This window comes from Niveispirillum sp. BGYR6 (assembly GCF_027568365.1).
GTDB lineage: Bacteria > Pseudomonadota > Alphaproteobacteria > Azospirillales > Azospirillaceae > Niveispirillum.
Map to the genome: position 1 here is coordinate 575,909 of NZ_JANLNL010000002.1, position 15,727 is coordinate 591,635.

General features: G+C 62.8%; 13 protein-coding genes. 4 read left to right on the forward strand and 9 right to left on the reverse strand.

From position 1 onward, the window contains the following. Positions 1–118: 118 nt before the first annotated feature. Positions 119–2,065 carry a PrkA family serine protein kinase gene (locus PCJ49_RS06640; RefSeq protein ID WP_269910253.1) on the reverse strand — a complete coding sequence of 649 codons (1,947 nt, stop codon included), beginning with the start codon at positions 2,063–2,065 and terminating at the stop codon, positions 119–121. Between the two features lie 157 nt (positions 2,066–2,222). Between PCJ49_RS06640 and PCJ49_RS06645 the strand changes: the two genes are divergently transcribed. The 3 genes from PCJ49_RS06645 to PCJ49_RS06655 all read left to right on the forward strand — a co-directional run bounded on the left by PCJ49_RS06645 (position 2,223) and on the right by PCJ49_RS06655 (position 5,533). Further along, positions 2,223–2,354 carry a hypothetical protein gene (locus PCJ49_RS06645; RefSeq protein WP_256387121.1) on the forward strand — a complete coding sequence of 44 codons (132 nt, stop codon included), beginning with the start codon at positions 2,223–2,225 and terminating at the stop codon, positions 2,352–2,354. A 690-nt stretch (positions 2,355–3,044) separates the two neighbouring features. Continuing rightward, positions 3,045–3,239, forward strand: a complete 195-nt coding sequence (locus PCJ49_RS06650) for a hypothetical protein (protein ID WP_089287929.1) — start codon at positions 3,045–3,047, stop codon at positions 3,237–3,239. Between the two features lie 269 nt (positions 3,240–3,508). Then, positions 3,509–5,533, forward strand: a complete 2,025-nt coding sequence (locus PCJ49_RS06655) for an EAL domain-containing protein (protein ID WP_269910254.1) — start codon at positions 3,509–3,511, stop codon at positions 5,531–5,533. A gap of 8 nt (positions 5,534–5,541) precedes the next feature. Here PCJ49_RS06655 and PCJ49_RS06660 read toward each other — a convergent pair whose 3' ends face one another. Continuing rightward, the gene (locus PCJ49_RS06660; protein ID WP_089287931.1) at positions 5,542–6,288 is read right to left on the reverse strand and encodes an aminotransferase class IV; all 747 of its coding nucleotides are present in this window, start codon (positions 6,286–6,288) and stop codon (positions 5,542–5,544) included. After that, positions 6,285–7,838, reverse strand: coding sequence for an aminodeoxychorismate synthase component I (gene pabB / locus PCJ49_RS06665; protein ID WP_269910255.1), 1,554 nt, complete (start codon positions 7,836–7,838; stop codon positions 6,285–6,287). Before pabB ends, PCJ49_RS06660 begins: the two co-directional genes overlap by 4 nt. Positions 7,839–7,936: 98 nt before the next feature. Between pabB and sppA the strand changes: the two genes are divergently transcribed. Then, positions 7,937–9,790, forward strand: a complete 1,854-nt coding sequence (gene sppA, locus PCJ49_RS06670) for a signal peptide peptidase SppA (RefSeq protein WP_269910256.1) — start codon at positions 7,937–7,939, stop codon at positions 9,788–9,790. 136 nt (positions 9,791–9,926) lie between these two features. On the opposite strand, the gene PCJ49_RS06675 is transcribed toward sppA, so the two are convergent. The 6 genes from PCJ49_RS06675 to PCJ49_RS06700 form a co-directional block, all read right to left on the reverse strand. After that, on the reverse strand, positions 9,927–10,829 hold the full coding sequence (locus PCJ49_RS06675; protein WP_269910257.1) for a DUF817 domain-containing protein: 903 nt from the start codon (positions 10,827–10,829) through the stop codon (positions 9,927–9,929). Between the two features lie 58 nt (positions 10,830–10,887). Continuing rightward, positions 10,888–11,157 carry a type II toxin-antitoxin system VapC family toxin gene (locus tag PCJ49_RS06680; RefSeq protein ID WP_269910258.1) on the reverse strand — a complete coding sequence of 90 codons (270 nt, stop codon included), beginning with the start codon at positions 11,155–11,157 and terminating at the stop codon, positions 10,888–10,890. 454 nt (positions 11,158–11,611) lie between these two features. Continuing rightward, entirely contained in the window at positions 11,612–13,255 is a 1,644-nt protein-coding gene (gene pgi / locus PCJ49_RS06685) for a glucose-6-phosphate isomerase (protein ID WP_269910259.1), read from the reverse strand. A gap of 187 nt (positions 13,256–13,442) precedes the next feature. Then, positions 13,443–13,991: a hypothetical protein gene (locus PCJ49_RS06690; protein ID WP_269910260.1), complete on the reverse strand. Its 549-nt coding sequence runs from the start codon at positions 13,989–13,991 to the stop codon at positions 13,443–13,445. Beyond that, positions 13,988–14,614, reverse strand: coding sequence for a hypothetical protein (locus PCJ49_RS06695; protein ID WP_269910261.1), 627 nt, complete (start codon positions 14,612–14,614; stop codon positions 13,988–13,990). Before PCJ49_RS06695 ends, PCJ49_RS06690 begins: the two co-directional genes overlap by 4 nt. Positions 14,615–14,895: 281 nt before the next feature. Beyond that, entirely contained in the window at positions 14,896–15,636 is a 741-nt protein-coding gene (locus tag PCJ49_RS06700) for an SDR family NAD(P)-dependent oxidoreductase (RefSeq protein WP_269910262.1), read from the reverse strand. Between the last annotated feature and the right edge of the window lie 91 nt (positions 15,637–15,727).

The window sequence follows — 15,727 nt, forward strand, 5'->3', positions numbered from 1 at the left end:
GTCCTTTCACTGGCATTCGCCGGTTTCCGGTAGGCCGGAAATGGCGGGCGCCTTTCCTGTTCCTCAACCACCGGCCCCGATCGGGGCCGGTGGCGGGGATTTTTCCCAAGGAACGGCCTCAGCCAGCCTGCTTCACCCGCATGTACCATTCCACCAACCGGCGGACCTGACGTTCGGTATAGCCGCGCGCCATCATCCGGTTGACGAATTCACTGTGCTTCTTCTCCGTGTCGCTGTCTTTCTTCGACCCGAAGCTGATCACCGGCAGCAGTTCCTCCACCTGACTGAACATGCGCTTCTCGATGACGTCCCGCAACTTCTCATAGCTGGTCCAGGAGGGGTTACGCCCACCATTATTGGCCCGCATACGCAGGGCGAATTTCACCACCTCGTTGCGGAAATCCTTCGGATTGGCGATGCCGGCGGGTTTCTCGATCTTGGTCAGCTCCTGGTTCAACAGGTCGCGGTTCATCAACTGGCCGGTATCGGGATCCTTGAAATCCTGATCCTCAATCCAGGCATCAGCATAGTCGACATAGCGGTCGAACAGGTTCTGGCCGTAATCGTGATAGCTTTCCAGATAGGCTTTTTGGATTTCATTGCCAATGAACTCGGCATAGCGCGGGGCCAGTTCTGCCTTGATGAACTCGATATATTTCTTTTCCGTCTCGTCGGGGAACTGCTCCCGCTTGATGGATTGTTCCAGGATATACATCAGGTGGACCGGATCGGCCCCCACCTCTGTATTGTCATAGTTGAAGGTGCTGGCCAGCACCTTGAAGGCGAAACGGGTGGAAATGCCGTTCATCCCCTCATCCACCCCGGCGGCATCCTTATATTCCTGCAGGGTCTTGGCCTTGGGGTCCGTCTCTTTCAGGCTTTCGCCATCATAGACGCGCATCTTGCTGAACAGGTTGGAATTGCCATGGTCACGCAGGCGTGACAGCACGGTGAAGCGCGCCAGCATTTCCAGCGTTGCCGGCGCGCAAGGGGCTGCCGACAACTCAGATGTCCTGATCAGCTTTTCATAAATGCGCTGTTCTTCCGTCACCCGCAGGCAATAAGGCACCTTGATCACGCAGATACGGTCGATAAAGGCCTCATTATTCTTGTTGTTCTTGAAGCTCTGCCATTCCGCCTCATTGCTGTGGGCCATGATGACGCCCTGGAAGGGCAGCGCGCCGATATTCTCCGTGCCGATATAATTGCCTTCCTGCGTCGCCGTCAGCAGCGGGTGCAGCATCTTGATCGGCGCCTTGAACATCTCGACAAATTCCAGCATCCCCTGATTGGCCCGGTTCAGGCCGCCGGAATAGCTGTAGGCGTCGGGATCGTTCTGGCTGTAAAGCTCCAGCTTGCGGATATCGACCTTGCCGACCAGGCTGCTGATATCCTGGTTATTTTCATCGCCCGGCTCGGTCTTGGCGATGCCGGTCTGGCGCAGGCGGGAGGGGCGCAGCTTCACCACGCGGAAGCGGCGGATATCGCCGTCAAACTCGTCCAGCCGCTTCAGGGCCCAGGGGCTCATCAGGCCGGTCAGCCGGCGGCGGGGAATGCCGAACCGTTCCTCCAGCACCGTCCCCATCTTGGTCGGGTCGAACAGGCCCAGCGGGCTTTCAAAGACCGGGCTGATCTGGTCGCCGGCCTTCAATACATAGATCGGCTGTTCCTCCATCAGCGCCTTCAGCCGCTCGGCCAGCGAGGATTTACCGCCACCCACCGGGCCCAGCAGATAAAGGATCTGCTTGCGTTCCTCCAAACCCTGGGCGGCATGGCGGAAGAAGCCGACGATACGCTCAATCGTCTCTTCCATGCCAAAGAACTCGGTGAAGGCCGGATAGACTTTGATTGTCCGGTTCATGAAAATGCGGGCCAGCCGCGCATCCTTCGCCGTATCAATCACTTCCGGTTCGCCGATGGCGGCCAGCAGGCGTTCCGCAGCGCTGGCATAGCGCAGCGGCTCGTCGCGGCAACCTTCCAGGAACTCGGACAGCGACATCTCAATATCGCGACGGCTCTCATAGGTGCTGGCGTAGCTGGCGAACAGGTCCGTGACCAAGCTCATGAGCACTCTCCTTCATCGGCAACCGGTCCGGCCATCGGGTAAAGGCCGGGTATTGCTGGACCGGTGGCGGTTCCAACAGGGGGCGAAGCGGGGGCTGGCAGCGGCGGCGCCCGGGCAAACGCGGACGACCCTTATGGCAATTCGTGGAAGGGAATGGATGGCGGCGTGCCACCCCTTCGTGCCGTCCTTCAAGCCCGCAATCGCCACCCCGGCGGAAATCCGCCGGCCGGGTACGACTGCCCTGGCCCTCTGGAAGCACATCACCGCATGTCCCTTCGTCACGCTGTGAAAACTTCTGTACCTGACTCAGATTGTTGACTGCCCTTATCGAGGCAAGGGGCAGCAGGCTTTGCTTAAGGATATTCTTCAACAACCGGAAAGCAGGCGGCCGAACGCTGGGCCGCCATCACATTTGTTCCCTAACCAAACCATTATCCCGATGCCCATGGTGGCACACCTGCGGAATGGTTCAATACTTCCGGCACCGGTTCGATTCCTGCCAAACCCGGCCGGCACGCTGGGCAGCCCCAGACAAAGGGCGGTTCCACCCATGCATGATGAAAGAATGGCCCCAAGCCGGGCAAAAGGTAAAGGGATGATACCCCATACTGATGATCGCCTTTCGGGAAACCGCTCTTCATCAATCCTTAATAGCCAGCGTTAACCAGCCAATTGTTCAAATCAAGGCAAGCCAGGGGATCAGTATCTTCCCGAACCGGGAAAGATAGCGGCGAATCGGCCCGCTGGGCAATCGGTCCACCCTTGGCCCCCGCGCAGCAGAAAGCGGCTCTGCGTTCTTCGCCGTTGCAACATGCGGACGGAAAGATTGTTCTGTCAAAGAAGGGTGCTTGGCTTCCCGATCAACAGCTTCGCTTTCCCGGTTCTTCAATCAGCGGGTTTCGCGGGTGCAACGGGAAAGTGGCGGCCATGGGTAGAACCGGCAGCCCTTCGGGTAAGACACGCTTGTACGGTGGATGGAATGAGCAGCGCGGATTTTGAGAAGAGCTTCGATACGGCCTGCCGCGAGCATGGCCTTGACCCAGCAAACACGAACATGTTCACACTGGAATGTGTGCGCCAGGGCCTGGACCCGAAGAAAGCGCGGGCCTTCGACCTGGACAAGAACCCCACCCCGCTGTGGGCCAGCTTCCGCAAGCTGAAGACTGCCAGCTGAAGACCGGTTTTCGGGCAAACGTCCTGAAAGGGGCGGTGCTGTTGTGAAAGGGTCGCCTGAAAGGGCGGCCCTTTTTCACATTTTGGTCTCTACCAAAAGTATTTTCTATACAACCGGCTATATTTTTGGCGTCATGGTTTTGGTTCATAATCATATTGGCCCTCATACCTCCGCCCTCAACGCATCCGTGTTCCGGTTGAAACTGCCGGTGCGTTGTCGGGATTGGCGGGGATGTCCCATCATATTGGCAATAATCGGGACCGGTAAGGATGCGTGGCACTTTGGCCAAATCACTGGCAGCACGGCAGGCGGCACGGGCCGTGCTGGCCGCCTGCCTGATCGGCCTGTCGCTGTCAATATTGGAAGTAGCCTGGGCCACCTGGCGCGAACGCGGCAAAGCAGCAGAACTGTCCAGCCAGATGCTGGATCTGCTGGAAGGCGGGGCCGCCACCGCCGCCTGGAATGTCGATGAAGGGTTGGCCGAACAGATCGGCCTTTCTGCCCTTTCCATTGGCGCCATTGACGGGTTGGAAATCCTGCTGACACCACAACAACCGCTGTGGCAGCGCTTCCGCAATGGCGGAGCGGAAGAGGCCGCCATGAACCCGATGGGTCGGCTGGTGTTCGACGATCTGCGGGTCAGCGACCGCCTGCTGTACCGCCCGCAAGCTGATGGCCATAGCCGTCCGCCCATTGGCGTGCTGCGTATCCATTTCGATATGAGCCGGCTCTCGGCTGATTATATCGCCTTCGTAACATCCACCCTGCTTAGTGGCCTGTTGCGCAACCTGTTGCTGGGGCTGGCCCTGACCCTGGTGTTTCACCGTTTCCTGACCCGCCCCCTGCTGGCGCTGGAACAGCATATTGCCACGTTGGACAGCGGCGGCCGTGGCTATAATCGCCTGCCGCTGCCCGAAGGGCATGAGCAGGACGAGCTGGGGCGGCTGACCCAGCGGATCAATGAGACCTTGGAAAGACTGGACAATTCCCAAGACCAGTTGCGCCAGCTGGCGACGCGCGACCCGCTGACCGGCCTGCCCAACCGCGCCCTGCTGCAGGAGCGGCTGGACCATGCCCTGTCCCGCGCCCGGCGGGGTGCAGGTGGTATTGCTGTGCTTTTCCTGGATCTGGACCGGTTCAAGACCATCAATGACAGCCTGGGCCACGAGGCTGGTGATAAATTGTTGCGGGCCGCCGCCCAGCGGCTGTCCCACATGTTGCGGGGGTCCGATACGGTGGGCCGCCTGGGCGGGGATGAGTTTCTGGTGATCGTGGAAGAGGTGCGGGAACCGAAGGAGGCCATCCAGGTGGCCGACCGCATCCTGATGGCCATTGCCAAGCCGCTGGAAATTGATGGACAGCAACTCCAGGTCAGTGCCTCGATCGGTATTGGCATCTGGCCGGGCGATGGGGAGGACGGGGCCAGCCTCCTGCGCTCCGCCGACATTGCCATGTATGCCGCCAAGGCCGCCGGCGGCGCCGGCTGGCGCATGTTCTCCGCCGAAATGTCGGAGAAGGCGGTCAACCGGCTGCAGACCGAAGCCCGTTTGCGGGCTGCCGAGCTGCGGGAAGAATTCGTGCTGTTCTATCAGCCGAAGGTCAGCCCGCATGATCTGTCGCTGCTGGGGGCGGAGGCTTTGTTACGCTGGCGTACCGATAAAGGTTTCATCTCACCGGCCGAATTCATTCCGGTGGCGGAAGAAACCGGCCTGATCATTCCGATTGGGGAATGGGTACTGCGGGAGGCCTGCCGTCAGGCTGCGCAATGGCGCCAGCACCATGGCGATCTGAATATGGCGGTGAATGTCAGCCCGCGCCAGCTGGCCGACAGCGGTTTTGCCGACAAAGTGCGCACCGCCCTTGCCCTCAGCGGCCTGCCCCCTGCCCTGCTGACGCTGGAGATCACCGAAACAGCGGCGATGAATCAGGCCAGCGGCGATTTCGTCACCCTGCACAGGTTGCGGGAAATCGGGGTTGGTATCGCCATGGATGATTTCGGCACCGGCTATTCCTCCCTCTCCCATCTGCGCCGTATCCCCCTGACAGAATTGAAGATCGACCGCACCTTGATGGCCACCGTTCCGGGCGATGCCGCCATCGCCGCCACCATTCTGGAACTGGGGCTGCGGCTGGGGCTGGAAATTGTGGCGGAGGGGGTGGAGACCGAAGAACAACGGGCCTGGCTGAGTGCCATGAATTGCCAGACCCTGCAGGGCTTTCTGGTCTCCCCGCCTGTGCCCGCCAGCGCTTTCGAACCCCGCTTCCTGGCGGACCGGGTGAAAGCCGTCGGATAGCGGCGGGGTCACCCCGATACGGTACTGACCGGCCGGATGCCCAGGGCGGTGGTCAGCACCATCTCTTCCGCCCGGTCCAAATCGGCCGGCAACAGGCTGCGTTCCCCCGCCCCCCAGGCTTTCAACAGGGCCGCCCGCATGGTGCCGGGCAAGGCCCCATCGCTGACCGGCGGTGTCAGCCAATGGCCATCCAGGCGAACGAACAGGTTGGCGGCGCTGGCCTCCGCCACCTGCCCCCGGCTGTTCAATAGAATGGCATCATCGGCCCCGCGCGCCTGCGCTTCATTCCGGGCAATGATGCTGTCCAGATAGTTCAGCGTTTTCAGACGCGACAGGGGCGAATGTTCATTGCGGCAGGTGCGGGTGGCAATGATCAGCCGGGCTGGCGGCAATTCCCCCGGCAAGGGCCCCGCCGTCAGCAGCAGGGTCGGCGCCAACATCGCCGGGCGCGGCAGCCCACGCGGGGCCGGCCCCGCCGTCAGGGTCAGCCGAACCGCCGCATCATGCAGCCCATTGGCAGCCACAATCCCGGCCACCGCATTGGCCAGCGCATCGTCGGCCAGCGGCACGCGCAACCCCAGAAAGTCGGCACCCGACCGCAACCGCTGACAATGTGCTTCCAGCCGCAGCGGGGCACCGGCCTTCACGGCGATGGTTTCAAACAGCCCATCCCCCAGGGTCAGCCCCCGGTCGCTGGCCAACAAAGCCGGCTTGTCCGCCGGCAGGAATTCGCCATTCAGCCAGATGCTGCTCATGCCGCCTCCCCTGCCATCCTGTCGCCCAGCGCCGCCAGACCGCTGGCCGGCGGCCAGGCCATGCCGGGGTCGATGGCGGTCAGCAGGGCGCGGGCCTTGGTCAGGCTTTCCTGATATTCCGCCTCCGGGTCGCTATCGGCGACAATGCCGCCACCGGCCTGCACCTGGATCAGATCGCCCGCCACGGCAGCGGTACGGATGATGATGGAACTGTCCATCGCCCCATCCCAGCCGATCCAGGCCACCGAGCCGCAATAGGCACCGCGCCGCGCCGGCTCCAGCTCGTGGATGATCTCCATGGCGCGAATCTTCGGCGCCCCGGTGATGGAGCCACCGGGAAAGGCCGCCCGCAACAGGTCAACCGGCCCCAGGCCGAGCCGCAGCTGTGCCGTCACCACCGAGGTCAGGTGATGGACTGTGCGATAGCTTTCCAGCCCCCACAGGCTGGGCACGGCGACGCTGCCGATTTCCGCCACGCGCGACAGGTCATTGCGCAGCAGATCGACAATCATCAGGTTTTCCGCCCGGTCCTTCTCACTGGCCAGCAATTCTGCGGCCAGGGCCGCATCCTGTACCGGGTCGGCATGGCGCGGGCGGGTACCCTTGATGGGCCGCGTCTCGATCCGGCCGCCGGCATCCAGCGCCAGGAAGCGTTCCGGCGACCCGGACGCCAGGGCCCGGCCCCGGCCCAGATTAAGGAATGCCGAAAACGGGGCCGCCGTGCGCGGCCGCAGCGTGCAATAGGCATCCCAGGCGCCGGCCCCCGGTGCCAGATGCCCCAGGAATCGCTGGGTCATGTTCGCCTGATAAATGTCACCCGCGGCGATATAATCCAGAATGCGGACGATGGCGGCGCGATAGGCAGCAGGGGCGAATTCCGCCTGCCAGCCGGGCGGGCGCAGGATCGGCCCCGGCGGCAGCGTCACAGCCGGAGCGGCCAGCAGCCGATCGCGCAGCCCGTCCGCCAGCGCGCGGGCCATGGCAGGCCGGCGCGCGGCATCCGTTTCCCGCTCCCCGCCCGAAACCACCCAGGCCTGCCCGCTGTGGTGATCAAACAGGGCCACCGTATCATAAAGCCCGAAGGCCATATCCGGCAGGTCCAGGCCCCGGCTGCGGGGCACCGGCAGCCGTTCCAGCCAGCCCCCCAGCTCGTACCCCAGCAGGCCGACGGCACCGCCCTGGAAAGGCGGCAGACCGGCCACGGCACGGCGCTGGAACGGGCGTAACAGCGCTTCCAGCGCGGCGAACGGGTCAACCGTCAATACCTGCCCATCACGGCTTACCAGCCGCCCCGTCACCTCCAGCCAGGCGAAGGGATCGGCGGCGATCACGCTGTAACGCGCCCGCCCCTGGTCCGCCGCCCCGCCATCCAGCAGCATGGCGCCATCCTCCCCCGCCAGGGCAGCGAAGGCGGTGGCCGGGTCAAGCGGCGGCAGGGGCAGGATGATGGGCAGATCGGGCACAGGCATGGGCGGACGATAATCGGCCGCGCCCTGGCGGACAATAAAGATCAGGGACAGATGCTTGTGGCCGCCCGGTTGCGTAACCAATTGGTTTCATCGCTGGCGGCCAGCGACGCGCCCGTCTACTCTGTCGCGCAGGGGACAGGTTTCATTCCCGTTCTTCCCCAAGCCATTGGATGAGGTTCATGCGTATCATCGTCCGCGTTTTCGCCATTCTGGGCCTGTTGGGCGTGCTGGTTACCGGCCTGCTCATCGGGCTCGCCATTCATTTCTCCAACCGCGCGCCCACGCTGCCCGGCAATATCGTGCTGGAACTGGACCTGGAAAAGCCGCTGGCGGAGGCACCGCCCAATGATCCGGTTTCGGGCCTGCTGGGGGAACGCCGCGCCACCTTGAGCCAGGTGATCGGCGCGCTCAACAATGCCGCCAAGGATAGCCGGGTGAAAGGCATCATTGCCCGCACCGGCAACCCGGCCTTCCCCTTCGCCCAGTCGCAGGAACTGCGCGACGCCATCGCCGCCTTCCGCAAGACCGGGCGTTTCGCCATCGTCCATGCCGAAAGCTTCGGTGAAACCGGCAATGGGATGCAGCCCTATTATCTGGCCAGTGCGTTTGAACAGATCTGGCTGCAGCCCATGGGCGATCTGGGCATTACCGGGATGCAGGCGGAACTGACCTTCTTCCGCGGCACGCTGGACAAGCTGCAGGTGCAGCCGGAATTCCGCAAGCGCGAGGAATATAAGACCTTCGCCGAGCAATATACGGAAACCGGCCCCTCGGCCGCCAACCGTGAATCCACCGATGCGCTGGTGGGTGACCTTTACGAACAATGGGTCGCCGGCGTGGCCGCTGATCGCGGGTTGGCGCTGGATGCCGTGCGTCAGGCGGTGGACAATGCCCCCTTGCTGGACAAGGCCGCCCTGGATGCCAAGCTGGTCGACCGGCTGGCCTATTGGGATGAGGCGGTGGCCTGGGCCCTGCTGAAGGCCAGTGGCCAGGTGCCGCCCCCCGCCGACCAGCCGCTGAAGGCCCCCAAGGGCGACGGCGTGGCGCAGCTGGTGTCGGTGCTGGATTATGCCAAGATCGCCAGCGCAACCAGCAAGGTGAAGCTGCCCACCGACAATGCGCCCGTGGTGGCGGTCATTGTGGGTGAAGGCGCCATCATGCGTGGGGAATCCAATGTCGATCCACTGTCCGGGTCGGAAAGCTTTGGCGCCACCACCATCGCCGCCGCCTTTGACGAGGCGATTGAGAATGAGCAGGTGAAGGCCATCCTGTTCCGCGTCAACAGCCCCGGCGGCAGTGCCGTGGCGTCGGAGGTGGTGCGCCGCAAGGTGTTGCAGGCCAAGGCCGCCGGCAAGCCGGTGATCGTCTCCATGGGGGCCGTTGCCGCGTCCGGTGGCTATTGGGTGTCGATGGGGGCGGACAAGATCGTCGCCCAGCCGGCCACCATCACCGGTTCCATCGGCGTGGTCGCCGGCAAGATGGTGACCAAGGGCCTGACCGACATGGTGGGCGTCAGCTTCGCCCCGTTCAGCCGGGGGGCCAATGCCGGGATGTGGTCGTCCAATGCGCCTTTCAGCCCGGAACAGGACGCCAAGCTGAACAGCTTCCTGGATGCCACATATGGCGCCTTCACCAGCGGTGTGGCCGAAGGGCGCAAGCTGCCGCTGGAAAAGGTGCGGGAGATTGCCAAGGGCCGTGTCTATACCGGGCGGCAGGCCAAGGAGCTGGGGCTGGTGGATGCCCTGGGCGGCTATCAGGTGGCGATCAAGCTGGTGCGTGAGGCGCTGGGCGTCAGCGAGGATCAGCGCCTGTTCCTGATCAATTACCCGGCCCAGCGCAGCCCCTTGGAAATGGTGATGAAGCTGATGTCGGGTGAGGTCAGTGTGGGTGACCTGCGCGCCGCCGTCAGCGCCCGCATGGCGGCCGATGCGCTAGCCGATGTACGGCCCGTGCTGTCCCCCTTGCTGCCGATCCTGCGCAGCGGAGAGGAGAACACCATCATGATGCCGGCCATGGCGACACAGGGGCTGTAACATCCCCTGATTCTGGCATAGGTAAACGGGCGGCCCTGGTGACGGGGCCGCCCTTTTTTATAGTTTCAGCCCCACCAGTTCGACCCGTCAGCGGGAGAGGTGAGACGTCGCCGCTACGCACGGCCAATCTGCCTTTTCAGCTGGCGTGCGACCTCACCGGTTCATCATAGGGTAATGGTAATGAAACCGGACGTCGCACCAGCGTGACCAGCACATAGGACAGCAGCATCAACAGGAACCAGGAGCCGAACTTGGCCGGTGAGACCATGGCCCAGCCATCGCGCTGGCTGGGATAGATCCAGGCCCCGGCAAAGGTGCCGATATTCTCGGCAAACCAGATGAACAGCGCCACCAGGGCAAAGCCCAGCAACAGCGGCATCCGGCGATGGTCATGCCAGATACGGAAATGAATCCAGCCGCGCCCGAACAGCACAAATGCCGCCCCAAACAACACCCAGCGCAGATCGAACCAGTAATGGTGCAAGAAGAAATTGCCATAGGCCGCCAGGGCAAAAGGCAGCGTGGCCCATAGGGGCGGATGGCGGGTGAAACGGAAATCAAACAGCCGCCACGCCCGCGCGATATAGGAACCCACGGCGGCATACATGAAACCGGTGAACAGCGGCACCCCGCCGATGCGCAGCAGGCTGGGTTCGGGATAGACCCAGGAACCCATGGCGGTCTTGAAAATCTCCATGCCCGTGCCGACCAGATGGAACAGGGCAATGACCAGCGCCTCTTCCCGCGTTTCCAGCCGCAGCCGGACCAGCAATACTTGCAGGGTGAGTGCTGCCAGGGTCAGGAAATCATAGCGGGCCAGCGGCAGATCGCGCGGATAAAACAGATAGGTGCCCAGCAGCAGGGCCAGCATCAGCCCGCCATAGAGACAGGCCCAGGCCTGTTTCACCCCAAAGCGCAGGAACTCATACCCCGCCAGCGCCAGCCCGCCCCGCGCGGCGGCGGCCTGGGCGAACCGGGCCTCACGGTCGATAAAGCGCGCCAGAAAGGGCCACGCCCTGGCGCTGGATGGATGCAGCATGAAAATCCCCCCGATCACCCAATGCTATATCAAGGGGTGGTGGGGCGGAAAGATGGCGTTAGCCATGGGAGAGGGCGGAAGCTAAATCGGTTTTGGCAAAATCCTGACCAACATACAATAACGGCCATCCCCGCTTGGCAGCCAACGCATAGGCAAAGCAATCACCATAGTTCAGGGAAGCCGGATGATTGCCCTTACCCCAACGGGAATAAGCAGCGGCAACGGCAGAAGCAAACTGTTCATCAACCGGTACAATCTCCGGCGATAACTCCGCTAAAAAAGAATCTATCTCCGCCTTTAAACGGCGCTGACCGGCAACGATCAACACCTCAGCCAAGTACCGGCAGACATCGCCAAGTCCTGTACGCAAAGAGCTTCGATACAGAATGGTGCCAGCGGCTCATCCAGTAAAACCGCCATAAGCGCGGATGTATCGATCACAATCACCTTGGCAATCCATCATTGCCGTACAGAAATTGGTCGGCCTGCGCTGCCGGTGCCCCTGGGGCAGCTTTTGCCGAAGCCTTCCGCGACAGGGCCCGTAGGAAATCAGCGCGCCGTTTTGGATCAAATACAGCGGATGGCTGAACAGGGAGCATACGCACCACCGCATGGCCCTGGCGGGTGAGAATGATCTCCTCCCCCGCCTCTGCCCGCTGGATCAACTCCTGCCAACGCACCAAAGCGTCGCCAACAGATACTTCCATGGCTGCCTCCCATCCTGTCCCTGATGATGGATCAGGGACAGGGGCTTTACAAGGCCGTGCAACCGCTGGGAAAGATCACCCCACCTTGCCCGCATTGGCCACGGCGATCAGGCCCTGGGTGCTGGCATCATGCGCCTTGGCGGCTTCGCCCTCCAGTTCGGGCAGGATCACCTTGGCCAGCTGCTTGCCCAGCTCCACGCCCCACTGGTCGAAGCTGTTGATGTTCCAGATGATGCCCTGCACGAACACCTTATGTTCGTACAACGCGATCAGCATCCCCAGCCGGTACGGGTCCACCGCATCGACCAGAATGGTGTTGGTGGGGCGGTTGCCGGTGAAAATCTTGTGCGGCAGCAGGGCTTCCAGGGCGGCCCCCGTCTTGCCTTCCTTCACCAGCTCGGCCCGCACTTCATCGCCATTCTTGCCGCGCATCAGCGCTTCGGTCTGGGCAAAGGTGTTGGACAGCAGCATGGCATGGTGGCGGCCCAGCGGGTTCTGCGAGGTCACCGGCGCAATGAAATCGCAGGGGATCAGGTGGGTGCCCTGGTGGATCAGCTGATAGAAGGCGTGCTGCCCATTGGTGCCCGGTTCGCCGAAAATGATCGGGCCGGTGGTGTAATCCACCGGGTTGCCCTGGCGGTCCACCGACTTGCCGTTGCTCTCCATATCCAGCTGCTGCAGATAGGCCGGCAGGCGGGCCAGATACTGGTCATAGGGCAGCACGGCGTGGGCCGAGGCACCCCAGAAATTGCCGTACCACACACCCAGCAGACCCAGGATCACCGGCATGTTCTGCGCCAGGGGGGCGGTGCGGAAATGTTCGTCCATGGCATGGGCGCCGGCCAACAATTCGCCGAACTTCTCCGGCCCCACCATCAGGGCGATGGGCAGGCCGATGGCCGACCACAGGCTGTAACGGCCGCCCACCCAGTCCCAGAAGCCGAACATATTGTCGGTATCGATGCCGAACTTCGCCACTTCGCCGGCATTGGTGGACAGGGCCACGAAATGTTTGGCCACGTCGGCCTCTGACCCGCCATTGGCCAGGAACCAGTCCCGCGCCGTATGGGCGTTCGCCAGCGTTTCTTGGGTGGTGAAGGTCTTGGACGCGATGATGAACAGGGTGGTGGCCGGGTCCACCTTCTTCAACACATCGGCAATATGGGTGCCGTCAACGTTGGAGACGAAATGCGCCGCCAGATGCGGATGATGCCAGGGCGTCAGCGCCTGCGTCACCATCACCGGCCCCAGATCGGACCCGCCAATGCCGATATTGACGATATCGGTGATGGGCTGGCCGTCAAAGCCGCGCCATTCGCCATCGCGCACCTTGTGGCAGAAGGCATACATGCGGGCCAGCACACCCTGCACATCGGGCATCACATCCTGGCCATCCACCAGCACCGGCCGGTCGGCGCGGTTGCGCAGCGCCACATGCAGGACGGCGCGATCTTCGGTGATGTTGATCTTCTCACCGGCATACATGGCATCGCGCATCCCCTCCAGATTCTGCTGGCGGGCCAGGTCCAGCAGCAAGGACAGGGTGTCGTCGGTGATGCGGTTCTTGGCGTAATCCAGCAACATGCCGTCAAACGCGATCTTGTACCGGTCAAACCGGCCCGCATCGGCGGCGAACAGGTCGCGCAGACTGGTGCCTTCCAGGGCGGCACGGTGGGCGGCAAGGGCCTGCCAGGCGGGGGATTGGGTAAGACGGGACATCGGATCACTTCTCCGGTGCTGCGGATGCAGGGGTTGCGGCCAGAGTGATAGCACGAAGAATGCCTTTCACAAGACATCCATGTAACGCATCACCCCCTAAATCCGGTTATTTTGCAACATATGAAAAGAACCGGTCAGGATGCGGGACGAAATGCCAATATAGAACCAAAACCAGACCAATGCCAATCTAGAACGCTTCCGCATCCCCCTGAAACGGCACCGGCTCGGAAACCCGATAGCCCTTATCCTGGTTGAAGCGCATCCCGGCCTTGGCGCCGGCCATCTTTTCGCTGGCGGCCCACACCATGTAACGCCGGCCACCCCGCCAGGATTGCGCTACCTCGTCCGGCGCCTTGCGGGCCAAGTTGTTGAAATCCGGATGCGAGATGGTCAGCATGAAGGCTTGGTCACCCAGGTTCTTGCGTTCATCAAAAACATAGATCTGCGAATCGTTGCCTTTTTCTCGCCGGGCCGCCGCTTCCCCATCCTCGATCATATCATGCAACATCGCCAGCTCGCGGTGCTGCTGCATTTCCTCCCGGCGCAGGCCGAGGGTAACAGCCGCCTTCTCCCGCATATGCTTGCGGGCCTGCTGCACCCGCGCCAGCATGGTGCTTTCCATGGCCTTGGCGCGACGCAGGCGCTTGGAAATGCCGCTGATCACCTGCACCATCACCACACCGCCGGCCAGCAGGCCAAACCAGATGGGCAATGTGCTGAACAAGGAACTGATCATACGATCCCCCCGCTCTCGACCACGGCCTTCATCTCGGCTTCCTGCAGGGGCGTCAGCTCATCAGCATCGCTTTGCGGTTCGGTGATTTCAGAGATGAAAAAGCCGGTCGCCGGCGGATAGGTACGCTCGGCCAGGGCCTTGGCATCGCCAATGGTCGGGGCCCAGATCACCACCTGCTGGGTGCGAGCCCAGCTGCGGGACAGGAAGGGATGTTCCTTCTGGTCCAGCTGGGCCCGCTGCACATGACGGTTCACAACATAGGCGATGAATTTGCGGGCCGGCCGCTCTGTCCGTAGAAAAGCCTCCTCCTCCCCGATCACCCGCATCAATTGCGAGCGGGCGATTTTCAGGTCGTTCAGGCGCTTGTTGATCATGTAATGGCGTCGGCGGGCGGATTTAACCTGGGCATCCAGCCGCACCAGACGCGGCAACATCGCTTCGCGCCGCTGTTCAAACCGCTGGGCACCCAGCATATAGCGGTTGAACTTGCTCTCCAGCCCCTGCCCTTCAAATCGGCGACGCAGAGAGCTTTCGACCGAATGGGCGATCCCCAGGCCGATCACATAGGACATGCCGCCAACGATAAGGAAAACGATAGCGGCTTCGACAAGTTTTTCGATCATTCATCGCAGCCGGAAGCGGCGGGCGACACCCGCCCGGATGGCAATAACCATAGACTGCTTTGCATCTGCGGAAAAGGCCGGTGCCGGATAAGAAGAACCCGCCACCCCGCGGGCAAGCGGAATGGCGGGCCAGTCGATGCGGCGTCGGGCGGGGAAAAAGGGGTGGGGGCACCCGCCCGTCGATACCGGGGGCGTACCCCGGTGAAGAAAATCTGCCCGTTGCCCCGCCCCGCCGCTGTGACCGGCATCACCGAAACACGCGATTTTCTTGTACAATTCTCTCAGTTCTGGTTCAGATCGATCAGTTCGCCATGCAGGGCGCAGGCCGGCACGGCAAATTCCACGATGGCGCGGGCCACCATTGCCGGATCCTGCAGGCTGGCTGGATCTTCCCCCGGAAAGGCCTTGGCGCGCAGGCCGGTGCGCGCCGGGCCGGGGTCCAGCAGATTAACCCGCAGGGTGGTGTTCAGCGTCTCCGCCGCCCAGGTACGGCCCATCATGTCCAGCGCCGCCTTGGCCGCGGCATAGGCGCTCCAATAGGCGATGGGCTCCCGGCCCACCCGATCGGTCAGCAACAGGGCACGCCCGGCATCGGACCGGCGCAGCAGCGGATCGGTGGTGCGGATCAGGCGCAGCAGCGCCGCCACGCCGACACCGAACACCTTGTCCCAATCCTTCGGATCGGCATGGGCGATGGGGCCCAGGGAACCGAGCTGGGCGGCTGCGTGAACGAAAATGTCCAGCCGGCCAAACCGCTCGTACAGCGCCGGCCCCAGCGCATCCAGCTTCACCCCATCCATCAGATCCTGCGGGATCAGGGTGGCGGCACCACCCTTGGCCCGGATACGGTCATCCACCTCTTCCAGCGCACCGACGGTGCGGGCCAGCAGCACGACATGCGCGCCCTCCAGGGCAAGCTGTTCGGCCACGGCCGCACCAATGCCCCGGGAGGCACCAGTGACAAGGGCGACACGCCCGGCCAGGCGCTGCGGCTGCGGGCTGGGTTGGGTGGGGCTGCTCATGATCATTCCTGTATTCCGATGGGCGGTGCCACGGGCACCAACCCTGCAAACCGCGATGGTAGAAGGCCGGCTGGTATTAGCCTATCCGGAC

Bases quoted from the DNA above. Each gene is read 5' to 3' on its own strand.
- PCJ49_RS06640 (WP_269910253.1), bottom strand. From the start codon at position 2,065: ATGAGCTTGGTCACGGACCTGTTCGCCAGCTACGCCAGCACCTATGAG.
- PCJ49_RS06645 (WP_256387121.1), top strand. From the start codon at position 2,223: ATGGCGGCGTGCCACCCCTTCGTGCCGTCCTTCAAGCCCGCAATCGCC.
- PCJ49_RS06650 (WP_089287929.1), top strand. From the start codon at position 3,045: ATGAGCAGCGCGGATTTTGAGAAGAGCTTCGATACGGCCTGCCGCGAG.
- PCJ49_RS06655 (WP_269910254.1), top strand. From the start codon at position 3,509: ATGCGTGGCACTTTGGCCAAATCACTGGCAGCACGGCAGGCGGCACGG.
- PCJ49_RS06660 (WP_089287931.1), bottom strand. From the start codon at position 6,288: ATGAGCAGCATCTGGCTGAATGGCGAATTCCTGCCGGCGGACAAGCCG.
- sppA (WP_269910256.1), top strand. From the start codon at position 7,937: ATGCGTATCATCGTCCGCGTTTTCGCCATTCTGGGCCTGTTGGGCGTG.
- PCJ49_RS06675 (WP_269910257.1), bottom strand. From the start codon at position 10,829: ATGCTGCATCCATCCAGCGCCAGGGCGTGGCCCTTTCTGGCGCGCTTT.
- pgi (WP_269910259.1), bottom strand. From the start codon at position 13,255: ATGTCCCGTCTTACCCAATCCCCCGCCTGGCAGGCCCTTGCCGCCCAC.
- PCJ49_RS06690 (WP_269910260.1), bottom strand. From the start codon at position 13,991: ATGATCAGTTCCTTGTTCAGCACATTGCCCATCTGGTTTGGCCTGCTG.
- PCJ49_RS06695 (WP_269910261.1), bottom strand. From the start codon at position 14,614: ATGATCGAAAAACTTGTCGAAGCCGCTATCGTTTTCCTTATCGTTGGC.
- PCJ49_RS06700 (WP_269910262.1), bottom strand. From the start codon at position 15,636: ATGAGCAGCCCCACCCAACCCAGCCCGCAGCCGCAGCGCCTGGCCGGG.